We start from the raw sequence: 15,047 nt of genomic DNA, 5'->3' as shown, positions 1-15,047 counted from the left end.
CCTCGACCTCGCTGGTCTCCTCCTTGCCGGAGAATTCGACCTCATTGACCTTGCCGGTGCGGCCGACGCGGGTCTCCGGCACGGTGAAGGCTTCAGCCAGCGGATAGGACGTCCAGCCGAAGCGCTCCTGGGCGACGTCCTGGCGCGGCAGCACGTCGTCGGCGATGAGCATCTGCGCCTGGTTGCGGTAGGCGATAGCGACCGCGGTGAGCACCGGATCGACGGTAAAGGAACGACGGGGAGCCATGGAGAAACCTCGAATTGGCGGGTGGCGCGCGCGACCGTCAGGCCGCCGGCGTGGGAAGGAGGCTCTTGGCCACGGTGATCGGCAGGATGTCGTCGAGCGCACCGGGCGCGCCGGCCCAGCCGACGATGACGACGGTCTGGCCGGCGACGGGCACCGCCTTGATCGCCTTGCCATTCGCGTCGCTGGTCAGCGGATCGCCGAAGGCGATGTTGCCGCCGGCGCGAACCTCTGCCGGCCCGGCGAGAACGACATCGACGGTTCCGCCCTGGTCGCCGCCGAGCGCATCCGTCACGCCGAGCAGGACATCGGTGGCCGCCGCTCCGGGGCGCACCGTCGTGCCGGTGGTGGGCGCCGCCGCCTTCACGATGAGGTAGGGATCGACGGCTACCGCGCCGATATAGGATTTGATGAACGGCCTCACTTCTTGCCCTCCTTCACCGCGAGCACGGCATCCGCCGTGGAGATCCTGATCCCTTCGCGGGCGCGCTTGCTCTGGTAGGCGACGGCGTCGGCCGCGAGCGTCGCGGGGTTGATGTCGCCGCCGGCGGTCGGCACCTCGCGCTCATCGAGCGTCGACGCCTGGAGGTTGGCCGGCGTCTTTTCGAGGAGGGCCCTGATCTGCTTCAGCCCTTCCGGCGTGGCGCACAGGCTCGCGTACTCGCCGCGCTGGGCCGGGATGATCTTCTTTTTCGCCAGGGCGTCGTCGAGCAGCGCGTCGACGTCCTTCTTGTGGGCCTCCGCCGTGAGCGCCGTGAGCGTGGTTTCCGCCGCGTCCTTCGCCGTGGTCGCAGCGGAGAGACTGGCGAGCGCCTGCTCGTGCACGGCCCTGGACACCGTCTCGGCCTTGAGAGACGCAAGGGCCGACAGGCACGCGGTTTCGTCGGCGGCGTCGGACAGGCCGAGCGCCGCCGCGATCTTCTTCAGCATGGGCTGATCCTCTTGAGGTGAGCCGCCGGCCGAGGCGACGGCGGGCATGGCAAGGGCGGGCGCCGGCACGAGAGCGACGGAGTGCAGCCAGGTCGCGTTGCCGACGTCGTCGTGATGAAAGGTCGGAGACACGAAGCGGTGCGTGCGCGCGGCGAGCGCGGCCTTGCCCGCCTCAAGCCAGTCGATGCGGGCATAGAGACCGTCCGCGCGGGCTTCGAGCTCAGGCGCCCAGCCGACGACCGTGCCGGCCTCGCCGAACATGGCCTTGCGCGGCACGCTGTGGTCGAGGTCGACCGGGATCGAGATCGCGTCGGACGTGAACCGGGCGACCAGGGCGGCGGGGTCGAAGGCGTAGGAGCGGCCGTCGCGGGTCGTCACCCGTCCGGCGGGCGTGACCTTGATCCAGGCCGGTGCCGCGCCGCCGGCATCGAGCGCGGCAAGCTCACCGGCGATGACGCCAGTGGCGAAAGGTTCAGCGGGCGTTGCGGGGCGGTGCGACATGGGGGCACGCTAGGCGAGCCCCAGGCGACGAGGCCGGTGACAGCTGTCACCGGGGAGGCAATCGCGCCTCTCGAAGCGGACGCGGTCGACCCTATCCCATCAGGATCGTTTTTGAAGGTGTTTTGAAAGCCGTGGGCGGGGATTTGCCCCGTTATGGCGGGAACGGGCCAGACTGTTCCCGGCAGGCGGTCGTGGGGCGCCTGTGGGAGGGGCGCTCGGCTTGCGGCGCCGGCCAAGCGCCGCTACATTGCCGGAGCGGAGAAATTGACGTCCGGCTCGGGTACGCCCTAGCGAGGAGGATGTGACGGCCTCCCTCCGCGCCTTTCACCTTATCCGATCGCACCGCTCCACTTGCTTGCGCGCATAACTGCCGTCCCGCCCCCCACGGCCCCGGAACAGGGTGCTCACCTGCAGCCCGCCGCCCGGTGAGGGGCGCAGGATCGCGAACCAGAGCTTACCATCCACGATAGCGAGGGCGACGGTGGCCCCATCGTCGCGCCGGCGCCAGATGTCGTCGCCATCCAGCGCGATCTGCACAATTCGCCACATGGCGGTGGGAAGCCGGTGCGTCATGTTGTGGGCGATCGCGTGGTCATTGATGACGACGGTATGGCGCGCGACGCCGAGATCGCGCGCGAGGCCGGGGGCGACGACGGCCACCGGCTGCGTCGCGAACGTCCACGGCTCTATCGTGTTGACCAGATCAGCCGGACGCTGCGATGCCTTCAGCGCCGCCTCGACGGCTTCACGCCGGACGCCGCGAGCCCGCGCCTGGATGACATGCGACCGGAACCCATCGCCGGCGACGATCTTCTGGACGCGCGCCGCCGCGAACTCCGCCGGCGTCTCGTCCAGCTGCTCCTGAAGGATACGCCCCAGCGTGCGCGAGCGGCCGATGCCGGGGTTGCTGTGCCAGCCGGGATCGATGCCATCCGGCACCTGCGTGCGCTGCCCGGTACGCCTGTTGACGAAGGTGCGCATCCGCTCATCGGGTGGCGTGTCGCGATAGATGACGCCGCCATCCTCCGGCGCGCGGCCGAGCAGGCGCGCCGCCTGGGCGGCGGAGATCTGGCGCACCGCGCATTTGCAGCCCCAGCCGTTCGGGGGGAAGTGGGTGCGCCAGAACGGATGATCCACCGGCAGGATGATGCCGGCCCAGCGCAGATGCTCGGGGCGCGGGTCGCCCGCCGTGGTGCGGACATAGAGGATGTAGGGCAGCGCCCGCTTGGTGCGCTGGATGCGGTCCCACTGGCCGGCAGCGCGGGCGGCGCGCACATTCGACCAGAACGTCGTCTGGAGCCGCTTCGGCCGGGTGAAGTCCACCGTCTTCGCCTTGCCGCCCTCCGGGTCGGCGACGCCGCGCGGGCCCCACCAGCCGATCGGCTTCAGCCGCTTCTCCATGTCGGCTTTGAACTTGTCGAAGCCGGTGCCGTTGGCGAGTGCCTGGTCGATTCCCGCGCGGAACTCGGCGAGCGTGCGCTCTTCCAGGACGCCGGCGACGGTGAAGGCGTGCGCATGCTCCTCGCCCCACACGTCGAGCCAGGAGAAGCGTGGCGCCAGCTTCTTGTCCCGGAAATAGTCCAGCACCTCCGGCGGCGTCGGGAAGCCGCGCTCGATGCGGCCGCCGGCGGCGAGCGAGATGAGGCCGGCGATCAGGTTCACGCGGGCGACCGCCTCAGTCGCGGACATCGCCCAGCCCGCGCGCCTTTGCCATGGCGACCGCCAGTTTCATGGCGAGCTTCGCGCCGTCGATGCGCCCGGCGATCTGGGGGAGCATCGCTTCCAATTCGGCGAAGGAGGTGGCCGTCTCGATCGCCTCGCGCAGGGGCGCGAGCAGCGGGTCGGCATCCTCCTGCCAGTCGGCCAGAGCTTCGGCGAGGAAGTCGTCGAGCTCGTCCTCGCTGTCGATCTCGCCCGGCTCGGCCGCAAGCGAGACGGGTGTCCCGGCCCGGCACGAGGCGCACCGACACCCACCATGATGGGCGGAAAGCGTGGCCTTCTTGAGCGGCGCCGGCGGCGCCGGGGGATCGCTCCCGTCCGTCGGCGTGGCGGCCGGGGGAGCGGGCTCGGCCGCCGGCGCCAGCGCCTCGTCATCATCTTCGGGTTCCGACAGCCCGATCTTGGCGCGCATCTGTTTCTGGCCGACTTTGAGGCCGAGGGGCACCAGGCGCGCGACGGCCTCGGTCAGTTCCTTGATGTCTTCCGGCTCGGCGACGGGAAGCGTCATCTTGGGATAGACGTCCTGCGGGCCGAAATTGAGCGAGACGAACCACGGGATGAGGTCGCGGTTCAGCGTGTTGCCGAGCTGGCGGCAATCGGCCTGGGTGATGTCGAGGCGCACCTTGTCGTGGACCTTCGCCTGCGCCTGCGACGAGCCGTCGTCGGACGTCATGGTCTGGCCGACGACGAGCTTTGAAACCTGTTTGTCGAGATAGTCGAGCAGCCCGCCGAATACCGCCTCGCCCTTCGAGCCCTGTGCTTCGATGAACTCGATTTCCATGCCTTGGGGGATGATCGCGGCGGCGTCGTTGGCTATGGCGGCGACAGCCCGCAGCAGCGCCTTCTTGTCGGCAGCCGAGGCACCGGCGTGGTATTTGCCGACGCGCATGGGGATGCCATAGATCTCGGCGAAGGCAGCCCAATCCTTCAGGCCGAAAGACTGGAGCATGAAGGCCCAGGTCGCGGCGCGGGCGAAGCCCCGGCGCAGCGGAATGCCGGTCTTCGAGCGCGGCGTGTGGACGATGAAGGTCGGCTTTTCGATCGGCACCCCGTCGAGATTGCCGTCGACCGCCAGGCGCAGCTCGGCGAGAGCGATGCGGTCGAACTGGAAGAAGCGCGGATCGCGCCATTTGAAGGCGACGGGCCGGAGCCGCTTGCGCTCGTATTCCCACACAGGCTCGACGACGGCGTAGCCCTTGGCGATACCGTCCGTCAGGGCGCCGATGGCGTCCAGCAGGTTCGGATCGTCGACGAGCTCGTGCACGGCGTCGACGATCTCTTTCGGATAGCCCTTCGGGGATTCCACCGCCGGCGCCACGCCCTCGATGGCGAGCCGGCGCGTCTGCACCTGCGAGGCATAGTGCAGATAGCGCTCCTCCATCTCCTCCGCGAGGGTGAGGTAGTCACGGGCATTGCCCATCGCCGCCTGCTTCAGGATGTGCGCCAGGCGCTCCGGCTTCAGCCCGGAGGCGACGCCGTCCATATGCGTGGCGCGCACGCCCATCAGGGTGGGCGTCGCAACCTCTTCCGAGAGCTGCTTCGACGAGACGGGGCGACCGTCCGGCCCGAGGAGCCTCACCATAGCGCGCGCCCTCCAACGTCCTCGGCAAAGATGCTGTCCGATCCGCCATCAAGGTCGGAGACAGGGGTGTAGGCGTAGTCGATCGGCGCCAGGCTGGTAGCGTGCCACATCAGCACGCCGGCGATCGCGGTATCGCCGTGACGCTCGTATCCATCCTCGCCTTTGAAGCGATGATCGTCCGGCACCTTGATGATGCCGTTGACGTACTGGAGCGCCTGATGGTCGCTGAGGACGTCGGCGTCGCGCGGCAGTTCGACCGTGCCGTCGCCGAATGCCTCGACATAGGCCGTCGAGTTTTTGCGATACCAGTCCGGCGTCGCATTCACCTCGACGATGCGCTGCGCGCCGTAGCGCTGCTGCGCCACCTCCGCCAGATACGCGCCGTTGCCGTTGGCATCGAGGGCGCCGCCGGAAAAACGCGGCAGCCGATCGACGAGGTAGAACAGGATGTCGCGCTGCTGTTCGAAGGGCACGTTGCGCAGCTCGACGAGCAGCCTGACACGCCGGATGAGATCGCGCCCCAGCTCGCAGGGCATGATGGCGGTGACGTCGCCCTTGCGCGCGAAGTCCTCGCCAAAATAGTGCGGGCGGTGCGGATCGAGTGCGTCGAGGATCGGCTTGAGCTCGCGCCCGCAGAAGGCTAGCGCCTCCGCCCGGCGAACATGCTCCGGCGCGTTCTTGAAGTCGTCGCTGCATACCCACCGGATGGTGGGAATGCCATCGACCATCCGTGCCTCGATCTGCACGCGGGACAATGCCGAGCCTTCCGCCTCGGCCGGGATGGCGTCCAGCTCCTGGCGCATCGCGGCAGTGCGAACGCCATAGGAGCCGCGGACCTTCTGTTCCCACGCCGCCTCTGCCTCAGGCGACCAGGTCTTTCCGGTCACCAGGCAGACCCGCCTGAAAAGGCCGTTTTCAACCGCCTTGGCGAAGGGGATGAAATGGCAGGAGAATGGCACCTTCCCCGCCTTCGCCTCGCGGATCAGCTCGTTGAAGGGGTTCAAGACACCATTATGGGTGCTGATCACCCGGATTTTGCCGCCCCAGATCAGCAGCGCATTCACCGCATCGATGACACCGCGCACGTCCTGATGAAACGCCGCCTCGTCGATACACACGGTGCCCTGAAGCCCTCGGATGTTCGCCGGGCGGGAAGACAGGGCCTCGACACGACGACCGCTCGCGAAGGGCACGCGAAAGGCAGGTATCTGCTTCGGCGTGCCGTCTTCGTTCAGCCCGTCGTCGAACATGAACTCCTCGATCTTGCCGAGCTCGCCGGAAATCACGCGGGCAAAGTGCGCGACATAGCCGATGAACTCGCGGCCCTTATCCTTGGTGTCGCCGATGTAAAAGCAGTTCTGGCCGCCGGCCGAGACCTTCAATGAAGCGATAAGCGTGTGATCGAGCGCCTCGGCAAAGGTGACGCCGGTGCGCCGACCCTTCTCGCCGAGTTTCAGGTCGGAATCATCCTCCAGCCACTCGGCCTGATGCCGCATGAGGACGCCTTCCGCCAACGGATCGAGACCCTCCGGGATCTCGCCGCCACGCGGCAGCTCTGGCGGTAAGGCGCTTTCGGTTCGGGGCAGGACCGGCGCGCCGGCGACGCGATCGGGATCAGGAGGCGGAAGCATCGCTACCCGCCTTCGGCTTCGGCCGCACGCCGAGGAAGTCCCGACGCAGCTGCGCCACGACATCGGCCGACAGCCCGCCTTCCTTCGCCGCGGCGTCGATGACCTTGGCGGTCTTACTGTCGTAGTCGGCTTGGAGCTTGCGGCGCCGATCGTCGGAGACCTTCATGCCGGTGACGATTGCCTGGAAGGCACGCGCCAGCTCCATCGCTCCCTTTGAGCCAAGGCCACCGTCATCGGCGATCTCCAGCACCAGCGTCTTCAGGAATTCACCCAGGACGACGGAGCTGGCATCCGTATCGTTGTGGTCGAACTGCGTCGCCAGCCCTTCATACAGGGCCTTGGCCTCGGCCATCTTGCGGACGGCCGAGGCGCGTCGCATCGACAGGCGATTGAGCGAGGAACGGCTCGCCTGGGGAATGTCGGTGGTGAGGCCGTTCTGCCAGGCGGCGGCCCGCAGCCGCTCATTGACGCCGTCAAGGATTTCCAGCTGGGTCAGCGCGCGTTCGGCCAATTGCCCGAACGCCCACAGGCGCGCCTCGTCGCCCCACTCCGGCAGGGTGTCCCAGAAGGAAAGACGGCCGCGCCCGCTCGCCATTTCTATTCGCCCGGCCGGGAGGGACGCTTCACGCCCTCGATGACCAGTTCCCGGCGCAGATGGCGATGGCCGTCATTCGCCAGCGTCGCGATCTTGACCGTCTCGGCGTCGACCAGGCTGATGGCGTCCATTTCGCGCAGATAGTCGAGCTGGCGGTGGATCCACGGACGGTCGCGCGGAATTCCGAACCGCTCGCGCAGATGGCGCACGAGCAGGTTGCTGTTGAGGCTTTCGTTCACCTCTTCCGCAAGCACCCGCAGGATGATGAGCCGGGCTTCCTCAGCGAGCCACTGTTCGCGCTTGTCGTTCACGCCGTCCGAGCCTCCCCAAACACCATTTCCTGCGCCCGCTTCGCCATCTCGCTGACGGGCTTCAGCCGCTCATCCATGACCTCGATCCGCCCTTCGAGCTTGCTGATCGCCAGTTCGAGCCGATGGGTGATCTCACGGTCGGGCAAGTGCTTGATCTCGCCCTCGACCACGGACAGACGCTCGTCGATGGCGGCGATGCGGGCCTCGATTTTCCCGAACCGTTCGTCAGACGCCTTGCTTCGCGCAACGCTGATCGCGAAGGCCAGGCTCACGAACGAGAGGATCAGCGGCCCCCATCGCAGCAACACCTCTTCCATCAGGCGCCCCCGGCCGGCTTCCACCCGCAGTGGGCCTCGCCATATTCGTTATGGGTCACGAGCTTGGCCTTGTTGTCCGGGGACATCACGGCAAGCTCTGCCGTGGAGACGGTCCAGGGCGCGTTGGTCTGGCACCAGGACGAGGGGTCAGCGGGCTTCGTCGTCACGCACCCAGCGCTGAGCACGGCGATCAAGCTCAGCACCGGAAAGATCGGCCACTTCATCCTGCTTCTTCCTGTAGTCGGCGACGGCCTCGTCGGTGTCGCGGGTGAGCTTGGCCTCGCGGTCCTGCCAGCCCTGCTGGCGGGCGCGGCGCTGGAGGGTGAGGAAGCCGAGGATGGCACCGAGCCCGGCACCGATCTGCAGCGCCCGTTTGAGCCCGACGAAACGCACCAGCAGGATGACGGCCGCGATAACTGCGGGAATGGAGAGCAGCGCTCCCCACTCCCAGCCGAGCCCATAGACCAGCGCCTCGCGGATGCGGTCGATCATTCCGGCACCGGCGCCCGCGCGGGCCAGATGGCCGGGATGATGTAGGTGCGGGCGATGCCGATCACGATGACGGTGACGCCGATCGCGGTGAGGCCGGCGGCGAAATAGCCGACCGCGTCCGACAGGCCGGCATAGGTGTTCACCACGTCGGCCTTGTCCGCGATCTGCTGGCCGGCCTCGGCGAGCGTGATGGTGCTGACGCCGGCGGCGACCGGCGGGGCAATGGCCGGCGGGTCGGAGACCGTGACGGTGCCCGTTGCCGGCGACGTACCGGCTATGCGGGCGGCGATGGTTGTCGTGGTGAGATCGCCGGCGATGCCATCCGCCTTCAGGCCGTTGGCCTTCTGGAAGGCGACGATGGCCCCGGTGGTCGCCGGCCCGTACAGGCCATCAGCCTTGATGTCATAGCCGAGCTGGCGCAGCTGCGTCTGGAGCACGCGTGTCGTCTCGGATGCCTGGGCAACCTTCCACGATTCCGGCGCGGCGCTGCCATCGCGCAGCAGCGGCCAGATGCGGTTGAACCAGGCGACGCGATCATCATAGCCATTGTACCCGCCATTCACCTTCTTGGTGATGGCGCGGATGTCGTTGAGATCAGCGAGACGATTGCAGCCGGTGCGGGTCCAGTGATCGAAGGCGCCGCGCAGGCAATGCTCTGCGGTCTCGATCAGATCGGGATTTTCGTCCAGGCCGAGGCGGGTATAGGCGTTGCGCCCGGTGGAGTGCATCGCACCGCCACCGCGATAGGCATAGCCGTCACCCGAATAGAGATTACCCAGCTCCTTTGCCTTCGACGGGTTGCCGATCCCATAGACGCGCTCGAACAGGGTGCGCTCGTCGCCGGCAAGTCTGGCCGCCTCCGCCGGCGTGACAGCGGCGGAATGCCGGCCGACCCCGAACACCTCGGAGATGCGCTTGGCGGAATATTTCCCGCTCTCGCGCAGCTTCGTGAAGCCCTGTGTTTCGCAGGCAATCTGCGCCATGAATTGCGCGAGCCGGAGCGGCGTGGTGACGTCGGCGACCTGGAAATCGAAGGTCCGGCCGAAGGCGGCGACGAGTGCCGGTGCGGCTTTCGGTGCGAGCTGGCGGAGGATGGAAACGGGAGATTGCATGGCGCGGCTCCTTTGAGGAGCCGAAGGTGCCCAAGGGCGGCACTCGAAAGACCGGTGACAGTGTCACCGGGATGACGCGGTGGCCGGACGCGCCGCATCTTCACCGGGCTGCGGCCTCAGAGCAAGCTCAGCTGCCGCGGGTCCTTTGGGCGCAGCCGCGGGTCTTTCTTGCGCATGCGATAGGCCGTCCGTCGAGAGAGGCCCGTCGCGCGCGCCGCCACCTCGGCGTTGGCGCCGGCATCGAGGGCTTCGGCCATGCGCCGGCGTGCCTGGGCTATCGTGCCCGTGGGTCCACGCGGCATGTCGATTTCCACCCCACGCTCGGCCCCTTCGGGTGAGAGCGTCCGGTAATGGGCGCAGAGCTGGTCCGTGGCCTCGCGGCCGAGCAGGTCGACCAGCCAATGCCCAGCCGGGGCACGCGCCGGCACGGTGAGCCGTCCGCCGCCCCGCACCTCGGCGAGACGAATAGCCAGGGGAAGGCCGATCACCTCGGCGATCTGCGCGAACACGTCGCTCACGGAATGACAAGCCCCTGCGCGACATAGGTGATGGTGGCGACGACATTGTCGCGGTTCCGCCAGACCATGCGGGCCGTGAAGGTGCCGTTCCGGCAGCGCCAGACCCGGCAGGAGGTGCGGGCATAGCCCCGCTCCAGCCAGGCGGTATCGGCGGCGGCGAGGGTCGCGTCGGCCGCGAGCACAGCCGCGACAGCGACGGCGTCGGTGGGGAGATGGCGCCCGCGTTTCATCGGGCGCGCTCCCACTCGGCTTCCATCGCCGCCCAGCAGGCATCACGCTCCCGCTCGGCGCGCTCGTGCGCGCGGCGCGCCTTGGCGGCGGCGTCCTTCAGGTCGAGATAGATGCGGTCGAGACGGTTACGCTCGCGGCCATTGTCCTTGCAGTGGAACCACGCCTGCATCGCCTTGGCATGGGCGATCTCCGCCTCGGTCCACCTTTGGGTGGCGGCTTGGCTTTTCGCGGTCAGGGTCGTGTGCCGAACCGTCAGGAGATCGACTTGGCGAACGGAAAACAGGCCGTTGAGCTTGATCCACGCCAGCAGCTCATCCCGCGACAGATCTTCAAGGGTGAGCTTCTTCACGCCTGCTCTCCCATCGCCCTGCGCAGTTGCTCGCCGCCGGCACGCATCCACTCGATGAACTGCGGGCTCTCGAAGCGGCTGGTGTCCGCCGGCATGTGGACCCGCACCCGCTGCTCGATGAGCCGCCGGCGAAGGGCGTGATAGGCCGCCTCCTGCAATGCTCGCGGGCTCCGCGCCCGGCTCCAGTCGACACCGGCCTCCCGGCCGATCCACGCCTTCAGCCCCTCGATCGCCGCCTGCGCCGGTGCCGCGTCCCGCCACCAGTTGGGATGCGCGATGCCGGTCTGCCGTTCGCAGAAGGCGAGCAGCGCCTTGTCCGAGCGGTCCTCGACCACGCCGAGATTGTAGCCGGTGATCCAGAGCGCGCGGAGCTTGCCGGCATAGGTGCCGTCGATGCGGATGGCCTTCCGGCCCTTTGAACATGCCTTCAAGGGCATATCCGGCCGGCCGGGGAGCGCGCGCAGATAGTCGAGCACGCGGCTGGCCTCGCCGGCATTGAGGCCCTTCGACGACGGCTGTCCGGTCTCCCGGCGCAGCATGTCGCGGTAGCTGTCGTCATCGAGGCCGGCGCGGCTCTTGGCGGCGTGGATAGCGCCGATCTGCTGGCGCGAGGCGGGTGCGGTGCTCATCGCTTGGCCTTTCCGCCGAGCGCGAGCTCGGCCGCGAGGATCTGACGGGTGAGGAGCGCCACCTGACGCTCGGCATCGAGACGGCGCCGGGAGCGCGGCGCGATCCTGACGAGCCGCCGCAGCAGCTCGTAACGCTCGCGGGTCAGCACCGAGAGCCTGCCGCGCGCCTCAAGGGCGAGCAGCGGGGGCATCTCCGGTGACGCGGCGCGAGCGCGGGACATCACGCATCACCCCCGAACAGCGGAAGCGCGGCCGGCACGGCGAAGCGCACGGCGTCATCCGGCCGGGTCAGCAGATTGCGCTGGCCGGGTGGGATCCACATCGGCGGCTGCGGCTCGCCGCCGCGCACCCAGCAGACCCAGCAATAATCCGTGGCGGTCGAGCCATCCGGCTCCCACCGGCCGCGGTGCATCGGCACCCGCTCGACGTAATAAGCGACCAGGAACGGAGGATGCTGCCGGAAGAGCTCATATCGCTCCTCGGTGTGCAGCCAAGCCGTCCGGACCAGCAGCGCCACGCCGCGATACGCGACGGCGAGGGCCTTGCGGGCAAACTGAACGCCGACGTTGAACGGCGGATTGGTGAAGACCCAATCGGCGACGTCGTCGTCACCGCCCATCAAAAAGTCGCTCACGGCGCCGTAGCCATAGGGATGGATGTCCGAAGCGGAGACGCAGGCGAAGCTCTCGCGCAGCGGCTCAGCCATGTGCCCTTCGCCGCAGGCCGGTTCCCACACCACATCGATATCGCTCTGCACGCCGAGCAACGGTAGGGCGACGTGGCGGACAAAGGCCCGCGTCGCCCAGGGCGGCGTCGGGAAGAAGTCGAGGCCGTCGGGCGGCTCTTGCCGGCTCGACATGATCGCGCGGGCGCCGAAGGGGAGAAAGCCGGTCATGGCGCCGGCACCTCGCACCACGGCTTGCGGGCCGGGCAGCGTCCGCGCGGGCAGATGTAAGGCCGCGCCAGCCCCTCGGCGACGAGGGTGGCGCCGAGATCACGCCCGCCGACGCCGATCCGCGCCAATGTCCGGCCGTAGCGATCCGGTGCCGGCTGGCGCTGGATGGTGAGGCAGCGGCCCGCGTCTGCCTTTGCCAGCGGCCCGCAGGCCCGCTGAAGCAGGAAGAGGACGCGCGCCTTGGCTTCAAGCCCGAGTCGCAGCTCGGCATCGCACCGCGCCTGCCGTGTCTCGGGGGCATCGATGCCGACGATGCGGATATGCTCACGCCCCACGACGATGGTGTCGCCGTCGATGACGTAGATGCCGGCTGTCGCTGGCAATGAGAGGGCGAGAACGATCAGGAGTGAGCGGATCATGGCTGGACCTCGGTCGACTTCGGCGCCGCCGCCTGCCATGCGCGCTCCTGGTCGAGCTCGCGATCGTGGGCGATCAGCGCGACGACCAGGTCGCGCAGGGTGGCGAAGCTGCGAGGGGCATCGACGCTGACCAGCAGGGATGTCGGGTTCTCGACGTCGATCTCGGCATCGCCGAACGAAAACTGGTCGCAACTTCCGCTCCGCCCCCGGCGTCGAACCCGACGCACGAGCTGAATGCGCGGATCGAGCTCCGACCGATAGAACCAGAGGCCCTCGTCGCGACAGTCGGCGTGAAGGAGGAAGCGCCACCCGCCGATCTTCAGGCGGAGGGTGAGTTCGTCGAGATCGGGTGTCATGACCGATCTCCCGAGGTCAGCAGCCCGGCGACGCCACGGCCGGCGAGAGGCGCATCGATGTCGACGGCGCGGCCGGCGGCGAAGCCATCCCAGCGGGCGGCATCGCGGAACTTTCCAGCTGCGGGCGCCAGCGCTCGGCTCGGTTTGAAGGACATACCGCGCCGCCCCATCTCCTCCTTGATCGGCGCCCGGATCGACTGGACCAGCGCCTGTCGCACTGCCGGCGCGTGGCCCGCCACGCCCTTCCGCTTCCAGAGACCGGCCATGATCTTCGGCGCGATGCCGGCAGCGAAGCCTTCTTCCAGCGCCCTGAGCGCCTGGGCTTTCGTTCGCGCCGTGCGACGGCGGCGGTACACGTCGCTGTCGCGAAATTCCCGCGCAGCCGTGCGGGCGGCTCGGCGCACAACCTCATGAACGTACTCGGCGACCAGGATGTTGGCGGGATCACCGAAATAAACCCAAGACCATCGGTTGCCGTTCTTCTCCAGATAACCATGGCACTCGGCGAATACGGCCACGGAGATCCAGACGCTGTCGATCGGCCGGCGGCGGGTTCCAATAGCGACCTCGAGCCCCTCCATCAGGCCGAGGTCCAGTTCGACATCAGTCATGCCGGTAGATGCGAGCAACTCGGCCGCCTTTTCGGCCGCTGCGAGCGCTTCGGCCTCGGTGCAGCCGTTCGCTGTCGTTTTGCTGCGAAGGGCGGCGAGCCGCTGGCGCAACTTGGAGAGGTCGCGAGTCATGCCGCCCGCCTCCGATCGAGTTCGCGATAGGCGGCATTGATCCAGTTCAGGATCAGCCCGCTATGGCCGCTGGTGCAGGTAGCGATGACGCCGGCGAGCGACAGTCGGAAGCCGCCGAGAGGTGTCGTGAGGCGGGCGCCTTGCTCTTTCACGAGGCTCTGCACGAGGGCGGCAGCGGCCGAGTGATGGGCGTCATGGGTCGACCAGTCGGCTGGCGTGATCGCCGGGAGGGTGTCCCGTTTAGCCTTCACGTCATGCAGGATCGCGAGAAGCTCGGTGTCGGTGACGCGCTTGCTCATGCCCGCTCCTCCGCCAGTTCGTCGTGCAGGGCGCGGCCCGCGACCGTTACGACGGCGCACGTGCCGTTCTGGCGCTTGAGCACCAGGCCGCGCTTTTCCAGAGCGTCCAACGTCGGGGTGGCAATGAAGGGCCCCTCGAACGAGCCCCAGCACCAGCCGCGCCGGACACGGCGCGCGGGACCTTTGGCCACGAGCAGCCTGAGGGCTTCGTACTGAGAGGCTGTCGTCTTCGGCCGGCGGGCGGGGACCGTGCCGGTGGTGACTTCGGTGATCATGGAGTGCGACCTCCGGTGAGAAGATGAATGGCGATCTGCGGGATGGTCCGGTGGCACCAGGCCGGGGTGCGGGCGAGCGCCATGGCCTTGGTGCGAAGCTCGACGGCGGGAGCGCGGTCGGTGAAGACGAGGCGGCTGTCGACGGTCACCGGCCGGGGCGCGCCGCGCACCCGTATCCGTGTGCCAACGCCACGGCCGTGAGGCGCCGCCGGATCGATCAGGGCCGCCTTCCAGATGCCGGAGGCATTCAGGACATAGACCTGACCGAGCGAGGGACGCGGGGCACTCATGGCACCCTCACGCCGCCGCAGAGAGGTCGATGGTGACGGCCCGCCAGGGTCCGTCCGCCGCATCGCGTCGGTGAAACCGGATGTAGGTCTTGGAGCCGATGACGCGGATCGAGTCCCGCAGCGCCTCCATCGCGCGCACCCAGCGCGGTTCCTCGATGGCGAGGCGCATCAGGCTGAAAAGGGCGGAGCGGTTGATCTGCCCTTCCTTGTCCACGTCGAAGGTCTGATTGACCACGGCGCGGAGATTGTCGCCGGCCTCCGCGCCCCATTCGGCCAGGCACTCGTCAATCAGCCTCTTCGCCGCCTGGAGCTCGGGGCCGAACATCAGCTGGTCAGCGACCTGAATGGTGACTTTCATGGTCCCGTCGAAGGTCGGGAGGGTGATATTCCCCTTTCTGCCGCCTACGCTGGCGCCATACTCCTGAGCAAGCAGTGCCTGCAGCGCCCCCACATCGTCGAAGCAATGGCCGCGAAAGCGCGCGATCTGGGCGTTCAGTTCGATCGCGAAGCCCATCATCTTGCGCACGGTTTCGTCGATCAGCAGGTCAGCCGGCGTGACTCGGGAAAGCGGGACGTGATCGCCCTTCGCATTCGTCATCACCGGCTTGC

Annotated in this window: 23 protein-coding genes and 1 pseudogene; all 24 read right to left on the bottom strand. The window is 68.2% G+C overall.

Going from position 1 to position 15,047, the window contains the following annotated elements:
- Window positions 1-247: pseudogene (locus tag KHC23_RS23025) on the bottom strand (capsid protein); the annotation flags it as partial.
- Between the two features lie 37 nt (window positions 248-284).
- Window positions 285-668 (bottom strand): DUF2190 family protein, encoded by a 384-nt coding sequence (locus tag KHC23_RS23020; RefSeq protein WP_213376049.1) that lies wholly within the window; start codon window positions 666-668, stop codon window positions 285-287.
- Entirely contained in the window at window positions 665-1,675 is a 1,011-nt protein-coding gene (locus KHC23_RS23015; protein ID WP_213376048.1) for a phage protease, read from the bottom strand. The genes KHC23_RS23020 and KHC23_RS23015 overlap by 4 nt, the downstream gene beginning before the upstream one ends.
- Before the next feature lie 324 nt (window positions 1,676-1,999).
- Window positions 2,000-3,364, bottom strand: coding sequence for a phage head morphogenesis protein (locus tag KHC23_RS23010; protein ID WP_213376047.1), 1,365 nt, complete (start codon window positions 3,362-3,364; stop codon window positions 2,000-2,002).
- A complete protein-coding gene (locus tag KHC23_RS23005) occupies window positions 3,351-4,976 on the bottom strand; it encodes a DUF935 domain-containing protein (RefSeq protein ID WP_213376046.1) in 1,626 nt (541 codons plus the stop codon). Before KHC23_RS23005 ends, KHC23_RS23010 begins: the two co-directional genes overlap by 14 nt.
- Window positions 4,970-6,607 (bottom strand): hypothetical protein, encoded by a 1,638-nt coding sequence (locus KHC23_RS23000; RefSeq protein WP_213376045.1) that lies wholly within the window; start codon window positions 6,605-6,607, stop codon window positions 4,970-4,972. The genes KHC23_RS23005 and KHC23_RS23000 overlap by 7 nt, the downstream gene beginning before the upstream one ends.
- A complete protein-coding gene (locus tag KHC23_RS22995; RefSeq protein WP_213376044.1) occupies window positions 6,591-7,202 on the bottom strand; it encodes a phage protein Gp27 family protein in 612 nt (203 codons plus the stop codon). Before KHC23_RS22995 ends, KHC23_RS23000 begins: the two co-directional genes overlap by 17 nt.
- A gap of 2 nt (window positions 7,203-7,204) precedes the next feature.
- Window positions 7,205-7,513, bottom strand: coding sequence for a VpaChn25_0724 family phage protein (locus KHC23_RS22990; RefSeq protein ID WP_213376043.1), 309 nt, complete (start codon window positions 7,511-7,513; stop codon window positions 7,205-7,207).
- Window positions 7,510-7,830 (bottom strand): DUF2730 family protein, encoded by a 321-nt coding sequence (locus KHC23_RS22985; RefSeq protein ID WP_213376042.1) that lies wholly within the window; start codon window positions 7,828-7,830, stop codon window positions 7,510-7,512. The genes KHC23_RS22990 and KHC23_RS22985 overlap by 4 nt, the downstream gene beginning before the upstream one ends.
- Before the next feature lie 147 nt (window positions 7,831-7,977).
- Window positions 7,978-8,322, bottom strand: a complete 345-nt coding sequence (locus tag KHC23_RS22980; RefSeq protein WP_213376041.1) for a hypothetical protein — start codon at window positions 8,320-8,322, stop codon at window positions 7,978-7,980.
- On the bottom strand, window positions 8,319-9,434 hold the full coding sequence (locus KHC23_RS24600) for a peptidoglycan-binding protein (protein WP_246544898.1): 1,116 nt from the start codon (window positions 9,432-9,434) through the stop codon (window positions 8,319-8,321). The genes KHC23_RS22980 and KHC23_RS24600 overlap by 4 nt, the downstream gene beginning before the upstream one ends.
- A gap of 116 nt (window positions 9,435-9,550) precedes the next feature.
- Window positions 9,551-9,952, bottom strand: coding sequence for a hypothetical protein (locus KHC23_RS22970; RefSeq protein WP_213376040.1), 402 nt, complete (start codon window positions 9,950-9,952; stop codon window positions 9,551-9,553).
- Entirely contained in the window at window positions 9,949-10,182 is a 234-nt protein-coding gene (locus tag KHC23_RS22965) for a hypothetical protein (protein ID WP_213376039.1), read from the bottom strand. Before KHC23_RS22965 ends, KHC23_RS22970 begins: the two co-directional genes overlap by 4 nt.
- Window positions 10,179-10,532, bottom strand: a complete 354-nt coding sequence (locus tag KHC23_RS22960; protein WP_213376038.1) for a hypothetical protein — start codon at window positions 10,530-10,532, stop codon at window positions 10,179-10,181. The genes KHC23_RS22965 and KHC23_RS22960 overlap by 4 nt, the downstream gene beginning before the upstream one ends.
- A complete protein-coding gene (locus KHC23_RS22955; protein WP_213376037.1) occupies window positions 10,529-11,161 on the bottom strand; it encodes a regulatory protein GemA in 633 nt (210 codons plus the stop codon). Before KHC23_RS22955 ends, KHC23_RS22960 begins: the two co-directional genes overlap by 4 nt.
- The gene (locus KHC23_RS22950) at window positions 11,158-11,382 is read right to left on the bottom strand and encodes a hypothetical protein (RefSeq protein ID WP_213376036.1); all 225 of its coding nucleotides are present in this window, start codon (window positions 11,380-11,382) and stop codon (window positions 11,158-11,160) included. Before KHC23_RS22950 ends, KHC23_RS22955 begins: the two co-directional genes overlap by 4 nt.
- On the bottom strand, window positions 11,382-12,056 hold the full coding sequence (locus KHC23_RS22945) for a hypothetical protein (RefSeq protein WP_213376035.1): 675 nt from the start codon (window positions 12,054-12,056) through the stop codon (window positions 11,382-11,384). The genes KHC23_RS22950 and KHC23_RS22945 overlap by 1 nt, the downstream gene beginning before the upstream one ends.
- Window positions 12,053-12,475, bottom strand: coding sequence for a thermonuclease family protein (locus KHC23_RS22940; protein WP_213376034.1), 423 nt, complete (start codon window positions 12,473-12,475; stop codon window positions 12,053-12,055). The genes KHC23_RS22945 and KHC23_RS22940 overlap by 4 nt, the downstream gene beginning before the upstream one ends.
- Window positions 12,472-12,831: a hypothetical protein gene (locus KHC23_RS22935; protein WP_213376033.1), complete on the bottom strand. Its 360-nt coding sequence runs from the start codon at window positions 12,829-12,831 to the stop codon at window positions 12,472-12,474. Before KHC23_RS22935 ends, KHC23_RS22940 begins: the two co-directional genes overlap by 4 nt.
- Window positions 12,828-13,574: a DUF7168 domain-containing protein gene (locus tag KHC23_RS22930; RefSeq protein ID WP_213376032.1), complete on the bottom strand. Its 747-nt coding sequence runs from the start codon at window positions 13,572-13,574 to the stop codon at window positions 12,828-12,830. Before KHC23_RS22930 ends, KHC23_RS22935 begins: the two co-directional genes overlap by 4 nt.
- Entirely contained in the window at window positions 13,571-13,873 is a 303-nt protein-coding gene (locus KHC23_RS22925; RefSeq protein WP_213376031.1) for a hypothetical protein, read from the bottom strand. Before KHC23_RS22925 ends, KHC23_RS22930 begins: the two co-directional genes overlap by 4 nt.
- Complete coding sequence (locus tag KHC23_RS22920; protein ID WP_213376030.1) at window positions 13,870-14,148, bottom strand: helix-turn-helix domain-containing protein; 279 nt, start codon at window positions 14,146-14,148, stop codon at window positions 13,870-13,872. Before KHC23_RS22920 ends, KHC23_RS22925 begins: the two co-directional genes overlap by 4 nt.
- The gene (locus KHC23_RS22915) at window positions 14,145-14,438 is read right to left on the bottom strand and encodes a hypothetical protein (RefSeq protein WP_213376029.1); all 294 of its coding nucleotides are present in this window, start codon (window positions 14,436-14,438) and stop codon (window positions 14,145-14,147) included. The genes KHC23_RS22920 and KHC23_RS22915 overlap by 4 nt, the downstream gene beginning before the upstream one ends.
- Window positions 14,439-14,445: 7 nt before the next feature.
- A partial coding sequence (locus KHC23_RS22910) for a DUF3164 family protein (protein WP_213376028.1) occupies window positions 14,446-15,047 on the bottom strand: 602 nt, incomplete at its 5' end.

It is taken from the genome of Ancylobacter dichloromethanicus (assembly GCF_018390645.1).
GTDB lineage: Bacteria > Pseudomonadota > Alphaproteobacteria > Rhizobiales > Xanthobacteraceae > Ancylobacter > Ancylobacter dichloromethanicus.
Note: the sequence above shows the minus strand (reverse complement) of the source record. Positions and strands in the feature narration are given on the sequence as shown.